Genomic DNA, 17,250 nt, shown 5'->3' on the forward strand with positions numbered 1-17,250 from the left:
ATTGAATTCCGGCATGACAGAGCAGTTGAGGGATCTCTCCGACGACCGGGCACTCCTGGGGCGCACCAGCACCGCCGAACGTGTCTCGGACATCCTCAGGAGCCGGATCGCCGAGGGCTACTTCCCGCCCGGCACCCGGCTCTCGGAGGACAGCATCGGCGGCGCGCTCGGCGTCTCCCGCAACACCCTGCGCGAGGCGTTCCGGCTGCTCACGCATGAACGCCTGCTCGTCCACGAGCTGAACCGGGGCGTCTTCGTGCGGGTCCTGACCGTCGAGGACGTGGAGGACATCTACCGCACCCGGCGGCTCGTCGAGTGCGCCGTCGTACGTGGTCTCGGTGAGCCGCCGTACGGCCTCGACGGGCTCGCCGGTGCCGTGGACGAAGGGCGGCGGGCGGCTCGGGAAGGCGACTGGAAGGGTGTGGGCACGGCCAACATCCACTTCCACCGGGAACTCGTCGCTCTCGCCGCGAGTGAGCGTACCGACGAGTTGATGCGGAGCGTTTTCGCCGAACTGCGCCTGGCCTTCCACGTGGTGGACGAGCCGCAGCGGCTGCACGAACCCTACATCGCGCGAAATGTCGCAATTCTCGAGGCTCTTCAAGTGGGGGACCAGGGGAAGGCCGAGGGACTGCTCGCCGGATATCTCGACGACTCGCTGGAGCGGGTCGTCGAGGTGTACCGGCGGCGGGTCGGCGAGGACGGCTGAGGGGACGGAGCGGAGTCGGAGAGCCCCTGCCGCCGGGGCGTATCCGCGTCGTTTGGGTCGTTGTCAGACCCAGGACCTAGTCTGTGCACCGTGACTTCGCCTGCATCGACGGACAGCGTTCCGCCCCAGCTCAGCGCGGGGCCACGCCCTGCCCTGGGGCCGGCCGCCGACGAGGGCCTGGCGCGGCGCCTGCGCGCGCTCGCCTGCACCGCGCCGCTGCACGACCTCGACGCGCGCAAGGCCAACCTCGCCGGCGAGTACTCGGTGTACGGCATGGCGGAGGTCGCCCTCGCGGCCATCGACCTCGTCACGCTGAACATGGACTTCGACACGGGCGCGGACCACGACCAGATCGTCGCCCGCCTCATCCCGCGCATCGCCGCCCAGGCCCCGCGGCGCCCCGCCGCCGAGCACGAGCGGGTGGCCCGCTGGGTCCTGGAGAACCTGATCAACGTCGGCAGCGTCGACCGCGGCTTCCGCGCGGTGTACGGCACGTTCGGGGCGGACGGCACGTATGTGCGCCGTGACTACGACTTCAAGCTGATCGAGGAGGTCCCGGGCCCGGGCGGCACGGTCTACCTGCGGACGACGGACGAGGCGGTCAACGTCCTCGTCGGCGCCCTCGACACGGACGTCACCAGCGCGCAGATCGCCGCCGAGGTGAAGCTTGAGGTGCTGATCAGCCGCGGCCGGCTCGCCGACGCCCAGCTCGCGGCCGAACAGGCCCGCTACCGCACCGTCCAGTACTCGGAGACCCTGCGCCGCGCCCTGGACGCGACCCGGCGCAACGTGCGCGCGGTGGACTGGCTCACCACCGTGCCCGACATGATCGCCGAGGCCCTGGAGCACGTGGCCGACCGCTACCGCCACGAGAACGCGATCCTCACCAATATCCGCAAGGCCCGCGACGAGTCCGAGGATCCCGAGCACAAGCGCCGCGCCGCCGAGCTCGTCGACATCGTCAAGGACTGCATCCGGCGGCACACGCAGTTGCAGTCCCGGCTGCTGGAGGCCGGACCGCTGTTCCGCGCCGAGCAGGACCGGCAGGCCTTCGCCACACCGATGACGACGTCGGGGATCGACCTGTACGGGCATCTCGTCTCGCCCGTCCTGCCGCTGCCGCTGGAGCAGGCAGTGCGGGTCACGGACGCCTTCTTCGGGCGCGGCACCGGGTTGCGTACGCCGGTGTCCGTCCGGGTCGCGGACCTCGTCGACATACTGCTGACGCCGCCGGTGGAGCGGGAGCATCTGGGCGCGGAGATGCCCGAACCGGATCTCATCGCCACGCCCGACGACAGCCGGTTCAGCGAGGAGCAGATGGCGGCCGCGCAGGAACTGCTCGACCTGCCGGCGGACGCGCCGCGCCGGTTGTCCGGGTTGCTGGCCGAGGCCCGGCGGCGGGATCCCGAGCTGCCGTACCTGGTGGCCCTGCTGGCGGTGCACGCCGCGAGTCCGCCGGTCGGTACGGCCTATCGCCAGGGCGAGCAGAAGTTGCTGTTCGCCGTGGACGACGGGACCGAGCTCGATGATCCGGAGTTCGGCGGGGCGGATCTGATCGTCGGCACCGCGCTGCTGGACGCGGCGGGGATGGCGGCGGACCGTACGGAGGCCGCGTGATGTGTCCGCCGGTGGGCGGGTGCGGCTCCGTTGTGGCCGGTCGCGCCCGCGCGGCGGAGCCGCCCATGTCACCGCCCCGCGTCGCTGAGGGCGACGGCCTTCACCCTGTTTCCGAGACCGAGGAGTTCAAGCCGTGAGCGAGCACGTCGAGTGGAGTGAGCCGGAGGGGACGGCCCCCGCGGCCGGCACCGCCGCCGTCACCCCCGCCGACGCCGCCGACGCGGCGCGGCTCGTTTCCTTCGGGTTGCAGCCCAAGCTTCAGCCCGCCCGCGACCAGGAGTACGCGGACCTGCTGCGGCGCTACCGCGAGGACCCGCCCTTCGCGCGGCTCGCCGACGCGGTGGCGACCGGACTGGGGCTGATCGTGCTGGAGGTGTCCCCGCGCGCGGGCATGGCCGTGACCGCCGCCGAGGACTCGGTGTTCGCCGTCCGCATGGGCGACTACGCGCGTCGTACGTCCGCCGACGGCGGCGACCGGTTCCTGCACGGGCTCGCCCATCTCGCCGTCGCCGCCATGGCGTTCCCGCGCCCCGAGGACCTCGCCGACGACGGCTACATCGGCCGCGTCACGGTCAACGGCGTCGACGCCTTCGTCCGCCAGGCCTGTCGCCGGCTGGAGGAGCGCGCCGCCGAACAGGGCGAGAACACCGACCCGGCGAGCGACGCGCCCGGTCTGGAGGCCGCCTGGCGGATCTGGGTCCGGCGCAGCGCGACCGGCGCGACCAAGGACGCACGCCGGCTCGCCGGTTCGACCACCGGCATCATCGCCAAGGCTGTCGCGTTCCTCACCGAGTCCGGTTTCCTCCAGCGCACCGGCGACGACAACGGCGGCACGTACCGCACGACCGCCCGCTACCAGCTCCAGGTCCGCGACATGGCCGGCAGCGCCGCCATGGCCGAACTGCTGGAACTGGGCGTCGTCCCGGTCACCGACGGCACGCCGACGCTGCTGCCCCCCGAGGAGAGCGACGACCTGGAGCTGGTCGCCGACGCCGGGCTGCCGTTCCACTCCTCCTGAACTCCCCATCTCACGAAGACTTACGAGAGTCCGCCATGTACGAGCTGTCCCGGGTCCGCCTCTACTCCATCGGGCCGGCCGGTGCGCGCTACGCCGACACCGTGCTCGACCTGCGCGGTGTGGGCGAGCCCGTGCCCGACCCCGCACCCACTCAGGCGGAGTTCTTCGAGGAGGAGCCCGTCGGCCCGCCGCGCCGGCCGGCGCCCGCGGGCGTGCTCTTCCTGGAGAACGGCGGCGGCAAGTCGGTGCTGCTCAAGCTGATCTTCTCGGTGATGCTGCCGGGCCACCGGAACACGCTCGGCGGCGCCAGCTCCGGCGTGCTGCGCAAGTTCCTGCTCGCCGACGACTGCGGACACGTCGCGCTGGAATGGCAGCACGTGCTGACCGGCGAGTGTGTCGTCGTGGGCAAGGTCAGCGAGTGGCGCGGGCGGCAGGTCTCCAACGACCCGCGGAAGTTCGCCGAGGCCTGGTACTCCTTCCGCCCCGGGCCCGGACTGAGCCTCGACAACCTCCCCGTGGCCGAGTCCACCGCCGTACGGGCCCCGGTCGAGGGCCAGTCGGGCGCGCGCGGCCGGCGCCGCACCATGAAAGGCTTCCGCGACGCCCTCATGGAGGCGGGCAAGACGTACCCGCACCTGGAGGTGCACTGGGAGGAGATCCACGACCGCTGGATCGAGCACCTCGGCGACCTCGGACTCGACCCCGAACTCTTCCGCTACCAGCGGGAGATGAACGCCGACGAGGGCGAGGCCGCAGGTCTCTTCGCGGTCAAGAAGGACGCCGACTTCACCGACCTGCTGCTGCGCGCCGTCACCGACACGCGTGACACCGACGGGCTCGCCGACCTGGTCAGCGGCTTCGGCAACAAGCTGGGCCGGCGGGCCGAGCTGATCGCCGAACGCGACTTCACCGCCGGATCCGTCGACCTGCTCGGTCGGATCGTCGAAGCCGCCGAGGCCCGCTCCCGCGCGCGTGACATCCATGCCGGGGCCGAGCGCCGGACGCGGACCCTGGCGCGCAGGCTGTCCGCGCGCGGGGTCCAGGAGCGGGTCCGGGCCGCCGACCTGGCCCAGCGCGTCACCGCCGCCGCGTACGCCGTCACGCACGCCGAGGCGGCCCGCGAGCGCAGCGCGCTGATCTCCGCCGAACTGGCCTACCGGCACGCATCACTGGCCCTCGCCGCGGCCGAGAAGTCCGCCGCCGCGCAGAAGCGCGAGCTCGCCGACGCCCGCACGCTGTACTCCGCGTGGCAGGCCGCCGAGGCCGTACTGCGCCACCGCGCGGCCGCCGACCGAGTCGCCCGCGTGTCCGCCGCGATCCAGGAGGCGGAGCGCGACGCCGCCCCGGCGCTGGCCGCCCGCTCCAAGGCCGCCGTGGACCTCGTACGGGCCCTGCACGCGGCCGCGGAGAAGGCGGAGCACCACGCCAACGAGGAGGAGGAGCGCTCCGCCGCCCTCCAGGAGGTCAGCGACGCGGCCTACCAGGACTCCACCGCCGCCGCCACACAGGCGCAGCGGGCCCGCAGCGAAGTCGGGCACCTCAAGCAGCGCCTGTCGGAGGTCGAGCAGGAGACCGCCGAGGCGGTCCGGGCCGGCTGGCTCGACGACAGCGCGCCCGACGCCGACCCGGCCCGTGCGGCCCTCGCCGCCAGCGACGCCGAGAAGACCGCCGTCGCCGCCTGGGACTCGGCCCGCGAGGCGTCCCGCCGGGCCACCGAGCACGCGCGCGAAGCCGCCGCCACCGAGACCCGCGCGGAACTGACCGCGGCCCGCGCGGCGGACGCGGCGACGGCGGCCGAGCGGTCGTACGAGGCCGAGCGCCGCACCGCCGAGGCGCTGGCGGGGGAGGAGCGGCTGGCGGAACTGCTCAGCCTGACCCCCGAGACCCGCCCGGGCATCCCGCAGCCCCGCCACGGCACGGACAGCGCGCCGGCCACCCGTCCCGCCCCGGGCGAGCAGGGGCTCAGCCCCGAGGAGCTCGACCGCTCCGCCGACGACCTGCGCGACCTGCTCGACGACGCGGTCAGCTCCGCCGAACGCCAGCTGTTCGACCTGCGTACGGCCGCCGCCGACGACTCCCGCATCCTCGGCGCGCTCGGTGACGGCGGGCTGCTGCCGCCCGGCCCGGACGTGCTGGCCACGGTCGAGTTCCTCGGCGAGCACGGCATCCCCGCGCTGCCCGGCTGGCGCTACCTCGCCCAGGCCGTCGACCCGGCCGACCACGCGCGCGTGCTGGCCGCCCGGCCCGAACTGGTCGACGGCGTGATCATCACCGACCCGGACTCCCACGCACGCGCCCGGGAAGCGCTGGGCGACGCGGCGCTGCTGCCCCGGTCCGCCGTGGCGGTCGGCACCGCCGCCGCCCTGCTCGCCCCGACCCCCGCCCCGGACACCGACAGCGGAGACGTGTTCCTCGTCCCGCCGAACCCGGCCATGCACGACGAGCACGCCGCCGACGAGGAGCGGCAGGCGCTGCGCGCCAGGGCGACCGAGCGGGACGAGGAGATCCGCACGCTCGCCGCCCGGCTCGGCAAGGACCGCGAGCTGGCCGCCCGGCTCGCCTCCTGGCGTACCGGCTGCCCGGCCGGCCGACTCGCCGAACTGGCCCAGGCGGCACACGACACCCGCGCGTTCGCGGAAGAGGCGGAGGCCGAACTGGCCGAGGCGCGCACGGTGCGGGCCGAGGCCGACGAGGCCGCCGCCGAGGCCGCGCGCGTCCGGGACGAGCGGCAGGAGGCCGCCCAGAAGGCCCGCCGCTCCGCCGACGCCCTCGCCGGGCTCGCCTTCCGGCTGCGCGAGCGGGCCGGCTGGCAGGTCAAGCTGCGCGAACTGGCCGACGAGGCGGCCGAGGCCGAGGCGAGCGCCCAGGCCTGCCTGGAGCGGGCCCGGGCCGCCGACGAGGACCGGCGGGCCGCCCAGCGCGCCGCCGACGACGCCCGCCGCACCGCCCGCGCGCTGCGCGCCGAGCGCTCCGAGATCGCGGGCGCCCCCGATGACGTACCCGAGGACGACGCCCAGACCCCGAAGGCCTCCCTGCCCGCCCTCCGTGAGGCCTACCGGGCGGCGTCACAGCTGTACGAGAAGGTCGGCGTCGGCGCCGACCTGCGGGCCGAGCAGGCCCGTGCCGAGAGCGACGAGAGCGCGGCCCGCGCGGAGCTGGACCGGCTGAGCAACAAGGTCCGTACGCGCGCCGAACAGCTCCTCGAATCACCCGACGGCTCCGACGGACCCAGCCGCCAGGCCGCCGCCGCCCGTGCCGAGGAGCTGGTGCAGCTCCTGGAGACCCGCATGTCGAGCGCGAGCGAGCAGCTCGGGCGGCTGCGCGGCGAGGCCGAACGGCACGCGCCCGAGGACGGCGAGGCCCACACCGACCTCCCCGAGGAGCGCCGGCCGCGCGACGCCGAGCACGCGCAGACCCTGCTGCGCACCGCCACGGCCGAACTCGCCTCCCACACCGAGGCGCTGAACCAGGCCCGCGAGGCGCACGCCGAGCTCCTCGACGCCCACCGCGCCGCCGAGGACGCGGCGAGCGGCTTCGACGAGATCGCCGCCATGCTCCGCGACCTGCTGCGCGAGCACACCGCGGAGGAGGAGCAGGAGGAGACCGAGCCGTACCCCGGCAGCCCGGAGGAGGCCCGGCAGTCCGCCGCCGAGGCCCGCCGCTCCCTGCGCGGCTGCGCCGCCGACCTGTCCGCCGCCGAGGCCGCCGTCCGCGAGGCCAGCGACATCCTCGTCCGGCACGCCAACTCCACGCGCTACGAGCAGGTCCGCACCCCGGCACGGCAGCAGATCCGCGAACTGCCCGCCTCCGCACTGCCCGAACACGCCCAGAAGTGGGCCGACGCCTTCGCGCCCCGGCTCCGGGTCCTGACCGACGAGCTGGAGCAGCTGGAGCGCAACCGCGACTCGATCGTGGACCGGTTGCGCGGCCTGGTCGAGTCGGCCCTGGCCACCCTGCGCTCCGCCCAGCGGCTCTCCCGCCTCCCGGAGGGCCTCGGCGAGTGGTCGGGACAGGAGTTCCTCCGCATCCGCTTCGAGGAGCCCGACCAGGCCACGCTCACCGAACGGCTGGGCGAGGTCATCGACGAGGCGACCCGTGCCGCCGTCAAGAAGAACTCCGACCTGCGGCGGGACGGCATGTCCCTGCTGCTGCGGGGCGTCGCGGCGGCCCTCCAGCCCAAGGGTGTCGCCGTCGAGATCCTCAAGCCCGACGCGGTGCTGCGCGCCGAGCGCGTCCCCGTCGGGCAGATGGGCGACGTCTTCTCCGGCGGCCAGCTCCTCACCGCCGCCATCGCCCTGTACTGCACGATGGCCGCGCTGCGCTCGAACGACCGGGGCCGCGACAAACACCGGCACGCCGGCACACTGTTCCTCGACAACCCCATCGGCCGCGCCAACGCCACGTACCTGCTGGAGCTCCAGCGGGCGGTGTCGGACGCCCTGGGCGTCCAGCTCCTCTACACCACCGGCCTGTTCGACACCACGGCGCTGGCCGAGTTCCCCCTGGTCATCCGCATGCGCAACGACGCCGACCTGAGGGCGGGCCTCAAGTACATCAGCGTCGAGGAACACCTCCGCCCGGGTCTGCCGCAGCAGCCCCAGGCGGGGGAGGCGGTACACAGCGAGATCACGGCCACCAGGATGTACAAACGCCCCGCGTCCACAACGCCTTAGGGGCGCGGGGGACTGCGCGACCGGCCACAACGGTCCCGCAGCCGCCCGCGGTCAGGCGCTGTCGGCCGCCGCGGCGGCGACGGGAGCGGTGCCCCCGGCGTCCGAACGGTGCTCGGCGAGCACCCCGGTCCGGTGCCGCTGGATGACCACGGGATCGGGCATCGGATGCATGGACCGCATCGCTGCATCCGCCGCATCTGTCGGATCCGCCGCATCCGTCGAACGTGCGGCCGGCGGACCCGGTCGCCTCGTCGGGGCTCCGCCGTCACCCCTTACGAGTGGGACAACTGCCCGGCCCCGCCCCGTCGGCGTATTCGCTCCTGCGCACGCTCGGCGGCGCGTGCCTGCCGTCGGGCGCGGCGCCGCTCGCGTCGCAGGGCCCGTGCCGTGCTGCTCGGCATGGACACCACGCCGTAGCGCTGGTTCCAGACCTGACGCGTCACCCACACGTCGAGCGCTCCCCAGGTCGCCACGATCGTGCTGACCACGCTGCTGATCACCATGGGGAACGCCAGCCAGGACCCGGCCATCGTGCACAGGAAGGCCACCATGGCCTGAATCAGCGTCAGAGCGATGAGGAGTACCGCCCGCACGGCGGCCGTCCGTACCGGATCCGGCAACCGGCGCCGTCGCGCAGGCTCCTCGACCCACAGGGGCCGGTAGTACTGCCGTTCGCGCACGCCACGGCCCTCCTCGTGAGCCGGAACCCCCGCCTCTCGAGCCGTGGTCTCCGCCGCGCCGGCCGGATCGTCGCGATCGGGCGCTTCGGCCTTTTGACGCGCCGTCACTTGCACCCCGCCCGCTCTGGGCGCTCCGCGCCGCTCCGCCGTGCCCGTCACCGTGTCACTCCCCACCGCCAGCAGACTGCTCGTTCGCATCCGAAGACCCGTGCTTCCCAGTGGCTGCCCGGCTTGCGCTGTTTTACGCCGCCCGGATGCGAGATGCGGCTCCTGTGGCCGATTCCGTCCCCGTTTCCCGTAGAGAAGGACGAACAACCCGCCATGAAGATTCCCAGAAACCGAAAAATTTCAGCCAACCGCCCAGGCGTTCCACAGGCCTTGACCCGCGCGGCCACCATCGGTTTCGGGGAGACAACTCCCGCAATGCCCGGACAACTCCGCATGCCTCGTGGCTGGCGCGGAAGTTCACCTTCCGGACCGGCCTTCGAGTTCCCTGGGCGTCGGTAGTAGGCTCGCGCCGTTTGTTGACGCACATGTGTACCCCCGGTAGCCGGGGGCCCGAGCTGGGGGAGGCCATGCGCTTTCGCGGGAAGTCCATCCGCCGGAAGATCGTGGCGCTGCTTCTCGTGCCGCTGGTGTCCCTGACCGCGATCTGGGCCTTCGCCACGGTGCTGACGGGACGTGAGGCGGGCGACCTGTTCAACGTGTCGTCCGTGGTGGAGAAGATCGGCTATCCCATCGAGGACACCGTCCGCGTCCTCCAGGAGGAACGCCGCCAGACCCTGGTCTACCTCGCCGACCCCCGTGCCTCCGACGGGCTCGCCGCGCTCCGGCGCAGCCGGACGGCCACCGACGAGGCCGTCGGCGGCATCCGCGACAACGCCCGGAACCCGGACGTGCGCGACGCGATGGGCGCGGACACCGACGAGCGGCTGACCGCGGTCCTGGACGCCTTCGACGGCATCGAGTCGCTGCGCCGCAGTGTCGAGGACGGCACCGTCAACCGCTCCCAGGCCCTCGACCTCTACAACCGGCTGGTCGACCCGTGTTACGTCCTGCTGGCCAACCTCCACGTCGTCGACAACGTGGAACTGGACAAGCAGTACCGCGCCCTGGTCAATCTCGCCCGCGCCCGCGAACTGCTCTCCCGCGAGGACGCCCTCCTCGGCTCCGCCCTGATCGTCGGCAAGATCTCCCACTCCGAAGAGCGCGACGTCTCCGACCTCGTGGCCCAGCGCACCCTGATGTACGACACCAGCCTCCCGCTGCTGCCCGTCTCGGAACGCGACCGCTACGAGAGCTTCTGGAAGAACGCCTCCACCGCTCCGCTGCGCGTGGCCGAGGAAGCGGCCGTCTCCTCCACCGGCGGAACACCGCGCGGCGTCACCGCCAAGAGCTGGGACAGCGCCGCCGGCAACGTGCTCGACGAACTCGGCACCCTCAACGACCAGGCCAACGACCGCTACCAGAACCGCGTCGAACCGGTAGCCATGGGCGTCATCGCCAAGGCGGTCATCGCCGGCGTACTCGGTCTGCTCGCTCTCCTGGTCTCCCTCTTCCTGTCCGTGCGCGTCGGCCGCACCCTCATCCGCGATCTGCGGCAGCTGCGTCTGGAGGCCCACGAGGCGTCCGGAGTCCGGCTGCCCAGCGTGATGCGCCGGCTGTCGGCGGGCGAGCAGGTCGACGTGGAGACCGAGGTCCCGCGCCTGGAGTACGACAAGAACGAGATGGGTGAGGTCGGCCAGGCCCTCAACACCCTCCAGCGCGCCGCCGTCGAAGCCGCCGTCAAGCAGGCCGAGCTGCGAGCCGGCGTTTCCGAGGTCTTCGTCAACCTCGCGCGCCGCAGCCAGGTCCTGCTCCACAAGCAGCTCACCCTGCTCGACGCCATGGAGCGCCGGACCGAGGACACCGAGGAACTCGCCGACCTGTTCCGTCTCGACCACCTGACCACCCGCATGCGCCGGCACGCCGAGGGCCTCGTGATCCTCTCCGGCGCCGCGCCGTCCCGCCAGTGGCGCAAGCCCGTCCAGCTCATGGACGTGGTACGCGCCGCCGTCGCCGAGGTCGAGGACTACGAGCGCATCGAGGTCCGCCGCCTTCCGCGTATCGCCGTCACCGGCCCGGCCGTCGCCGACATCACGCACCTCGTGGCGGAACTCCTGGAGAACGCCACGGTCTTCTCGCCGCCGCACACGGCCGTCCAGGTCCTGGGCGAGCGGGTCGCCAACGGCTTCACCCTGGAGATCCACGACCGTGGCCTCGGCATGGCCGCCGAAGCGCTCCTGGACGCCAACCTCCGGCTCGCCGAGACCCCCGAGTTCGAGCTGTCCGACACCGACCGGCTCGGCCTGTTCGTGGTCAGCCGGCTCGCCCAGCGGCAGAACGTCCGCGTCTCCTTGCAGCCCTCCCCGTACGGCGGCACGACCGCCGTCGTCTTCCTCCCGGACGCCCTGCTGACGGACGACGTCCCGGACACGAACGGCATCGGGTTCCGGCTCGACCGCCCCCAGCTGGCCAAGGAGAGCGAACCGCAGGACAGCCGCCGCGCCGCGCTGTCCCAGGGATCCGCGCAACGGCCCGGCCTGCCCGCCTCCCTCCTGGACGGACCGGTGGAACTGGAGGCTCCCGTCGACCTGGACGCCATCGGCGGCTTCCCCGGCGCTCTCGAGGACGAGGACAGCGGACACGGCGGCCTGTTCCGTCCACGCCCCTCCCTCACCCGCGCCCCGGACGAGCCGGCCGGCCGCCGCCCCGGTCCGCACCAGGCCGCCGACGCCCACAGCACACCCGACCGGACCGACACCGGCGACGAGCCGGGCGCCCCGGTCCAGCTGCCGCGCCGCCACACGCCGAAGCTGGTCAGCTCACACGGGCGCCCGGTCACCGAGCAGCGCCCTCGGCGCGGGAAGACGGATGAGGAGACCAGCACGGGCACCGGCCGACCGGAGTCGGGTGGCGGCGCTTCCCCGCTCCCGTCACGTCGCCGGGGCGACGACTCCGTGACCGGCGGGGCCGCGGACCGGTCCGGGCCGGAGCCCGCGCTTCCGGTCCGCCGCCGCAGCGAAGATCCTTCGAACGACGGTCGGCGAGGCGAAGCCCAGCCGGACGCACCGCCACCCCTGCCGGCCCGCCGTCGGGGGGCGGAGTCCGGTCGCCGGGACATCGGCGCGGCCGGCCGGAACGACGACCACACCGCATCACCGGCTTCGTCCGGCGCCGGGACGGAGCCGCCCGGTCTGCCCACGCGGACGCGCCGAGCGGAGATCGCATCGAGCGGCCCGGACGGCCCCGACCGTCGCTCCGGCCCCCTGCCGGAGACCACCGGTGGTCCCGCGCCCCGGGTGACCGGGTCCGGTGCCACGCCCCAGGAGACCGGCTCGGCTCCCGGCTCGGCCCGACGGGGACAGGGCCCTGGAGCCGCACCGCACGAGCCTCGCTCCGGCACCGCGCCGCTGCCCCGGCGCGTCCGCCAGGCCAATCTGGCTCCGCAGCTGAAGCGGGGGTCAGAACCGCGTACCGAGGACAGAGCCGAGTCCGTCGAACGCGACGCCGACGAGGTACGCAGCCGTATGGCCTCGCTCCAGCGCGGCTGGCAGCGCGGCCGCGAGGAGAACGCAACGGGCGATGCCGCCCACAGCGGCACAGCACGACAAGGAACGACAGAGGGGGACGGTCGATGACCGCACCGAAGGCCACCGGCCACACCGCGACCAACAAGGGGGAGCTGAACTGGCTCCTCGACGACCTGGTGGACCGCGTCGCGAGCATCCGCAAGGCCCTCGTGCTCTCCGGCGACGGCTTGCCGACCGGGGTGTCCAGGGACCTGACCAGGGAGGACAGCGAGCATCTGGCTGCCGTCGCCTCCGGGTTCCACAGCCTCGCCAAGGGCGTGGGACGCCACTTCGAGGCCGGCAGCGTCCGCCAGACGGTCGTCGAACTCGACGACGCCTTCCTGTTCGTGACGGCCGCCGGCGACGGCAGCTGCCTCGCCGTCCTCTCGGACGCCGACTCGGACGTCGGCCAGGTCGCCTACGAGATGACGCTCCTGGTGAAGCGAGTGGGTGTGCATCTGGGCGCCGCTCCGCGCACCGATCTGCCCGCAGGCGGGTAGTGGGATGGCATGAGCGCTGACGGTCAGGGAAGAAGGCACTGGTTCGACGACGAGGCCGGACCGGTCGTCCGTCCGTACGCCATGACGCGCGGCCGCACCAGCAGCCAGGGCCAGCACCGCCTGGACCTGATCGCGGTCGTGGTCACGGAACCGCACGCGGACGACCCGGAAGCGGACCACATGCTCGCCCCGGAGCACGTGGACATCGTCGAACTGTGTCGTGACGCCCCGCAGTCCGTCGCCGAACTCGCAGCGGAACTCGACCTGCCGATCGGGGTGGTACGGGTCCTTGTCGGAGATCTCGTGGACGCGGAGTTCGTCCACGTGAACCGGCCCGTACCCCCTGCCGAACTGCCGGACGAGAGTATTCTGCGCGACGTGATCAACGGCCTCCGGGCGCTGTGAGCAGCGCGGAAGCGGGGTACTGACGTGACTGGCCGGCATTTCCGGGTCGACCGAGGCGGCACCTTCCCCGGCGTCGTCGCGCGTCGCCCGGACGGCCGGCTGCTCACCCGGAAGCCGCTGTCGGACAGCCCGGCCCGCCACGCCGACGCCGCCGTCGAGGGCGTCCGCACCCCGCTGGTCATCACCCGGGGCTTCCGCCAGGCCCTGCGCATCGCCTACCAGAACCGCCCGAGCATCTTCGCCCGCCGCATCGAACTGCCCGAGCCGCTGTGCGAACGGATCGTCGCGGTCGACGAGCGCATCGCCGGCGCGGGTGACGGCTTCCCCGGCGCCCCCGTCGTCCAGACCCACATCACCAACTCTCGCCTCACCGACCCCGAGGTCCTGGAGTGGCGACTGCCCGTGCGCCCCGAGGAGTTGGCGGTCCGGCGCGGCAGCGGCGGAGCCGGCCGGTGGCGCGGCGCTCTGGGCGCCAACCGGGTGGAACCCGCCGACGGCACCGTGACCGAACTCGGCGGCAGCGACTCCGCGGACGTCGTCACCGGCGACGTACTCGTCATCGAAACCCCAGGCGGCGGAGGCTACGACCCGCCGTCGCCCGACCCCCATCAAGCAGGAGAAGAGATCGATGATCTTCGGGCGTTCTGAGCGCGGCAAGCCTCCGGTCGAGCCCGTCACGCTCAAGATCCTGGTGGCCGGCGGCTTCGGCGTGGGCAAGACCACACTCGTCGGCGCGGTCAGCGAGATCCGGCCGCTGCGCACCGAGGAACTGCTCACCGAGGCCGGTCGCCCGGTCGACGACACCAGCGGTGTGGAAGGCAAGCACACCACGACCGTGGCCATGGACTTCGGCCGCATCACGCTCCGCGAGGACCTGGTGCTGTACCTCTTCGGCACGCCCGGCCAGGAACGGTTCTGGTTCATGTGGGACGAGCTCTCGGAGGGGGCGCTGGGTGCCGTCGTGCTGGCCGACACCCGCCGCCTGGAGGACTCCTTCGCAGCCGTCGACTACTTCGAACGGCGCTCGATACCGTTCCTCGTCGGCGTCAACTGCTTCGAGGGCGCTCCGCGTTACCCGGTCGAGGACGTGCGTCAGGCCCTCGACCTCGACGACGGCGTGCCGCTCATGATGTGCGACGCCCGCAACCGCGAATCCGTCAAGGAAGCGCTCATCGGCGTCGTCCAGCACGCGATGGCGTACGCGGCCGACCGCCGCCAGACGGTGACCACCTGACGCTCGGCCGGGCCGGAGGGCGCGGACCGTACCCCCGCCGACAGGGGTACGGTCCGCAGTCCGGAAGCGCCGCGCCCACGCACGCGTGGTCGGGGATGACGTCCCACGCGCACGTGGCTAGCTGTCGCCGTCCTCCTCCCAGCCGAAGCTCTTCTCCACGGCCTTGCGCCAGTTGTGGTGCTCGCGGTCCCGCACCGACGCATCCATGGACGGCGTCCACTCGACGTCCTTCTGCCAGTGCGCCTTGAGCTCGTCCAGGTCGTTCCACACACCGGTGGCCAGACCGGCCGCGTACGCGGCGCCCAGACAGGTCGTCTCGGAGACCTTGGGCCGCACCACCGGCACGTCGAGCACGTCCGCCTGGTGCTGCATGAGCAGGTTGTTCTTCGTCATGCCGCCGTCGACCTTCAGGGTGGTGATGTGCACCCCGGAGTCCTGGTACATGGCGTCCACGACCTCGCGCGTCTGCCAGCTCGTCGCCTCCAGCACCGCGCGCGCGAGGTGTGCCTTCGTGACGTACCGGGTCAGCCCGGTGACCACGCCACGCGCGTCGGAGCGCCAGTACGGCGCGAACAGGCCCGAGAACGCCGGCACGATGTACGCGCCGCCGTTGTCCTCCACGCTCGCGGCCAGGGGCTCGATCTCGTCGGCGGTACGGATGATGCCGAGCTGGTCGCGGAACCACTGGACCAGCGCGCCCGTGATGGCTATCGACCCCTCCAGGCAGTAGACCGGCGCCTCGCTCCCGATCTTGTACCCCATGGTCGTCAGCAGACCGCTCTTCGAGGACACCGGGCGGTTGCCGGTGTTGAGCAGCAGGAAGCTTCCCGTGCCGTACGTGTTCTTCGCCGTGCCGACGTCGTAGCAGGCCTGGCCGAACACGGCTGCCTGCTGGTCGCCCAGCGCGGAGGCGACGGGTACGCCGGCGAGCTGGCCGAGGGCGGTGCCGTACACCTCGGCGGAGGACTTGATCTCGGGCAGCATCGCCTCGGGGATGTTCATCGCGGAGAGGATCGAGGAGTCCCACTGGAGGGTCTCCAGGTTCATCAGCATGGTGCGCCCGGCGTTGGTCACGTCGGTGACGTGCTGCCCGCCGTCCGTGCCGCCGGTGAGGTTCCAGATCAGCCAGGAGTCCATCGTGCCGAAGGCGATCTCACCGCGTTCGGCCCTGGCCCGGAGATCGGGCACGTTGTCGAGCAGCCAAGCCGCCTTCGGTCCGGAGAAGTAGGTGGCCAGCGGCAGACCCGTCTGCTCGCGGAAACGGTCCTGCCCTTCCGAGCCGCCCAGCTGGTTGCACAGCGCCGCCGTCCGCGTGTCCTGCCACACGATGGCGTTGTGCACCGGCTTCCCCGTCGCACGGTCCCACAGGAGGGTCGTCTCGCGCTGGTTGGTGATTCCCATCGCGCTCAGCTGGTCGGCGCGTAGTCCAGCCTTGGCGAGTGCCCCGGCGACCACGGCCTGCACCTTGGACCAGATCTCGGTGGCGTCGTGCTCCACCCACCCGGGCTTCGGGAAGATCTGACGGTGCTCGCGCTGGTCCACGGCGACGATGGCGCCGTCCTGGTTGAAGACGATGCAGCGGCTGGAGGTGGTGCCCTGGTCGATTGCGGCGACGTACTTCTCGGAGTTGTCCGTCATGGCTACCCCTTGGGCTGGTTCAGAAGGCTGCGTTGTAGATGAGGCCACCCAGTACTCCGCCGATCAGCGGTCCGACGACCGGGATCCACGAGTAGCCCCAGTCGGACGTTCCCTTGTTCGGAATCGGCAGGAGGGAGTGGATGATGCGCGGGCCGAGGTCACGCGCCGGGTTGATCGCATAGCCCGTGGGGCCACCCAGGGACAGGCCGATGCCGACGACCAGGAGAGCCACCAGGAGGATCGCGATGCCGGACCCGTAGATGCCCTCGGCGCCGGGGACCAGCCCGATGCCGATGCCCTCGACGTGCCGGTTGTTACCGACCAGGGCGAGGAGGGGCAGCACCAGGGCGATGGTGGCGAGGATCTCCGTGACCAGGTTGGCCACCGGGTTCCGGATCTCGGGGATCGTGGAGAAGATACCCAGCGTCGGAACCGGTTCGTCCAGCGTGCCCTCCGTGGTGCCCGTCTGGCGCACGTTGGCCTGGAACTGGGCGAAGTACACGAGGTAGGCCAGGACGGCGCCGATCATCGCGCCGGCCATCTGCCCCAGTACGTAGACCCAGACCTTGTCCCACACGCCGGTGTCGATGGCGATGCCGAAGGTGACGGCCGGGTTCAGGTGCCCTCCGGAGAGGGGAGCGGCGGTGTAGGCGCCGGCCAGCACGCCGAAGCCCCAGCCGAACGCGATCACCACCCACCCGGCGGCCAGGGCTTTGGAGAACCTGAGGGTGACGGCGGCGCACACACCGGCGCCGAACAGGATCAGGATCGCCGTACCGATCATCTCGCCGAAGAAGATGTCTACGTTGCTCATGGCGGCTCCTAGGCCAGGCCCGGGGACGATCCGCCCCGGTCCTCACGTGCAGGGTGCGTTTCCCATGGCTACTTCAGCCGGAGGCAGGAGATCCCGCGCCCCGCCCGGCATCCGTGACGAGCGTGCCGTCGCAGCCGAATCGCCCGTAAGGGAAAGGGCCTTGGCGCAGGCGCGCCCTCGCGCCGCAGTGCCGGATACGCCGAGTATGTACGGCGATGTCGACTGACACCGGAAGTGTTCACCGGCACCCAGGGGGCGTCAAGGTCGCCGACCGCAACGGTTGACGGCCATGTGACGTCGGCCGGGTCTGCCGGGCCGGGTGGCCGGTTGTACGGCCCTGGCGGCGCCCGG

At 72.5% G+C, this 17,250-nt stretch carries 11 protein-coding genes and 2 pseudogenes; 10 read left to right on the forward strand and 3 right to left on the reverse strand.

What is annotated here, in order from left to right:
- Window positions 1–13 precede the first annotated feature (13 nt).
- The 4 genes from ABFX81_RS30680 (at window position 14) to ABFX81_RS30695 (ending at window position 8,017) form a co-directional block, all read left to right on the forward strand.
- The gene (locus tag ABFX81_RS30680) at window positions 14–709 is read left to right on the forward strand and encodes a GntR family transcriptional regulator (RefSeq protein WP_086848011.1); all 696 of its coding nucleotides are present in this window, start codon (window positions 14–16) and stop codon (window positions 707–709) included.
- Window positions 710–799: 90 nt separating this feature from the next.
- Window positions 800–2,326, forward strand: coding sequence for a hypothetical protein (locus tag ABFX81_RS30685; RefSeq protein WP_086848009.1), 1,527 nt, complete (start codon window positions 800–802; stop codon window positions 2,324–2,326).
- A 133-nt stretch (window positions 2,327–2,459) separates the two neighbouring features.
- Window positions 2,460–3,344, forward strand: a complete 885-nt coding sequence (locus ABFX81_RS30690; protein WP_086848006.1) for a hypothetical protein — start codon at window positions 2,460–2,462, stop codon at window positions 3,342–3,344.
- Between the two features lie 35 nt (window positions 3,345–3,379).
- Window positions 3,380–8,017 carry a hypothetical protein gene (locus tag ABFX81_RS30695; RefSeq protein ID WP_086848004.1) on the forward strand — a complete coding sequence of 1,546 codons (4,638 nt, stop codon included), beginning with the start codon at window positions 3,380–3,382 and terminating at the stop codon, window positions 8,015–8,017.
- A 272-nt stretch (window positions 8,018–8,289) separates the two neighbouring features.
- Here the strand turns inward: ABFX81_RS30695 and ABFX81_RS30700 are convergent, their stop codons facing one another.
- Window positions 8,290–8,871: a hypothetical protein gene (locus ABFX81_RS30700; RefSeq protein WP_428837222.1), complete on the reverse strand. Its 582-nt coding sequence runs from the start codon at window positions 8,869–8,871 to the stop codon at window positions 8,290–8,292.
- A gap of 401 nt (window positions 8,872–9,272) precedes the next feature.
- On the opposite strand from ABFX81_RS30700, the gene ABFX81_RS30705 reads away from it, so the two are divergent.
- The 6 genes and pseudogenes from ABFX81_RS30705 to ABFX81_RS30730 all read left to right on the forward strand — a co-directional run bounded on the left by ABFX81_RS30705 (window position 9,273) and on the right by ABFX81_RS30730 (window position 14,447).
- On the forward strand, window positions 9,273–12,377 hold the full coding sequence (locus tag ABFX81_RS30705) for a nitrate- and nitrite sensing domain-containing protein (protein WP_086848000.1): 3,105 nt from the start codon (window positions 9,273–9,275) through the stop codon (window positions 12,375–12,377).
- The gene (locus tag ABFX81_RS30710) at window positions 12,374–12,808 is read left to right on the forward strand and encodes a roadblock/LC7 domain-containing protein (RefSeq protein ID WP_086847999.1); all 435 of its coding nucleotides are present in this window, start codon (window positions 12,374–12,376) and stop codon (window positions 12,806–12,808) included. The genes ABFX81_RS30705 and ABFX81_RS30710 overlap by 4 nt, the downstream gene beginning before the upstream one ends.
- A 9-nt stretch (window positions 12,809–12,817) precedes the next feature.
- Window positions 12,818–13,213: a DUF742 domain-containing protein gene (locus tag ABFX81_RS30715; protein ID WP_086847997.1), complete on the forward strand. Its 396-nt coding sequence runs from the start codon at window positions 12,818–12,820 to the stop codon at window positions 13,211–13,213.
- Window positions 13,214–13,237: 24 nt separating this feature from the next.
- Window positions 13,238–13,510: pseudogene (locus tag ABFX81_RS30720) on the forward strand (hypothetical protein); the annotation flags it as partial.
- A 6-nt stretch (window positions 13,511–13,516) separates the two neighbouring features.
- Window positions 13,517–13,861, forward strand: a pseudogene (locus tag ABFX81_RS30725) (hydantoinase B/oxoprolinase family protein); the annotation flags it as partial.
- The gene (locus tag ABFX81_RS30730) at window positions 13,842–14,447 is read left to right on the forward strand and encodes an ATP/GTP-binding protein (protein WP_086847995.1); all 606 of its coding nucleotides are present in this window, start codon (window positions 13,842–13,844) and stop codon (window positions 14,445–14,447) included. The pseudogene ABFX81_RS30725 and the gene ABFX81_RS30730, both read left to right, overlap by 20 nt.
- A 117-nt stretch (window positions 14,448–14,564) precedes the next feature.
- Here the strand turns inward: ABFX81_RS30730 and glpK are convergent, their stop codons facing one another.
- Both glpK and ABFX81_RS30740 read right to left on the reverse strand, forming a co-directional pair.
- The gene (gene glpK / locus ABFX81_RS30735) at window positions 14,565–16,085 is read right to left on the reverse strand and encodes a glycerol kinase GlpK (RefSeq protein ID WP_086847992.1); all 1,521 of its coding nucleotides are present in this window, start codon (window positions 16,083–16,085) and stop codon (window positions 14,565–14,567) included.
- A gap of 19 nt (window positions 16,086–16,104) precedes the next feature.
- Window positions 16,105–16,899 carry an aquaporin gene (locus ABFX81_RS30740; RefSeq protein ID WP_086847990.1) on the reverse strand — a complete coding sequence of 265 codons (795 nt, stop codon included), beginning with the start codon at window positions 16,897–16,899 and terminating at the stop codon, window positions 16,105–16,107.
- Window positions 16,900–17,250: the final 351 nt, after the last annotated feature.

This window comes from Streptomyces coeruleofuscus, assembly GCF_039532725.1.
Lineage (GTDB): Bacteria > Actinomycetota > Actinomycetes > Streptomycetales > Streptomycetaceae > Streptomyces > Streptomyces coeruleofuscus.

Bases quoted from the DNA above. Each gene is read 5' to 3' on its own strand.
- ABFX81_RS30695 (WP_086848004.1), top strand. From the start codon at position 3,380: ATGTACGAGCTGTCCCGGGTCCGCCTCTACTCCATCGGGCCGGCCGGT.
- ABFX81_RS30715 (WP_086847997.1), top strand. From the start codon at position 12,818: ATGAGCGCTGACGGTCAGGGAAGAAGGCACTGGTTCGACGACGAGGCC.
- ABFX81_RS30740 (WP_086847990.1), bottom strand. From the start codon at position 16,899: ATGAGCAACGTAGACATCTTCTTCGGCGAGATGATCGGTACGGCGATC.
- ABFX81_RS30680 (WP_086848011.1), top strand. From the start codon at position 14: ATGACAGAGCAGTTGAGGGATCTCTCCGACGACCGGGCACTCCTGGGG.
- ABFX81_RS30730 (WP_086847995.1), top strand. From the start codon at position 13,842: ATGATCTTCGGGCGTTCTGAGCGCGGCAAGCCTCCGGTCGAGCCCGTC.
- ABFX81_RS30705 (WP_086848000.1), top strand. From the start codon at position 9,273: ATGCGCTTTCGCGGGAAGTCCATCCGCCGGAAGATCGTGGCGCTGCTT.
- ABFX81_RS30710 (WP_086847999.1), top strand. From the start codon at position 12,374: ATGACCGCACCGAAGGCCACCGGCCACACCGCGACCAACAAGGGGGAG.
- glpK (WP_086847992.1), bottom strand. From the start codon at position 16,085: ATGACGGACAACTCCGAGAAGTACGTCGCCGCAATCGACCAGGGCACC.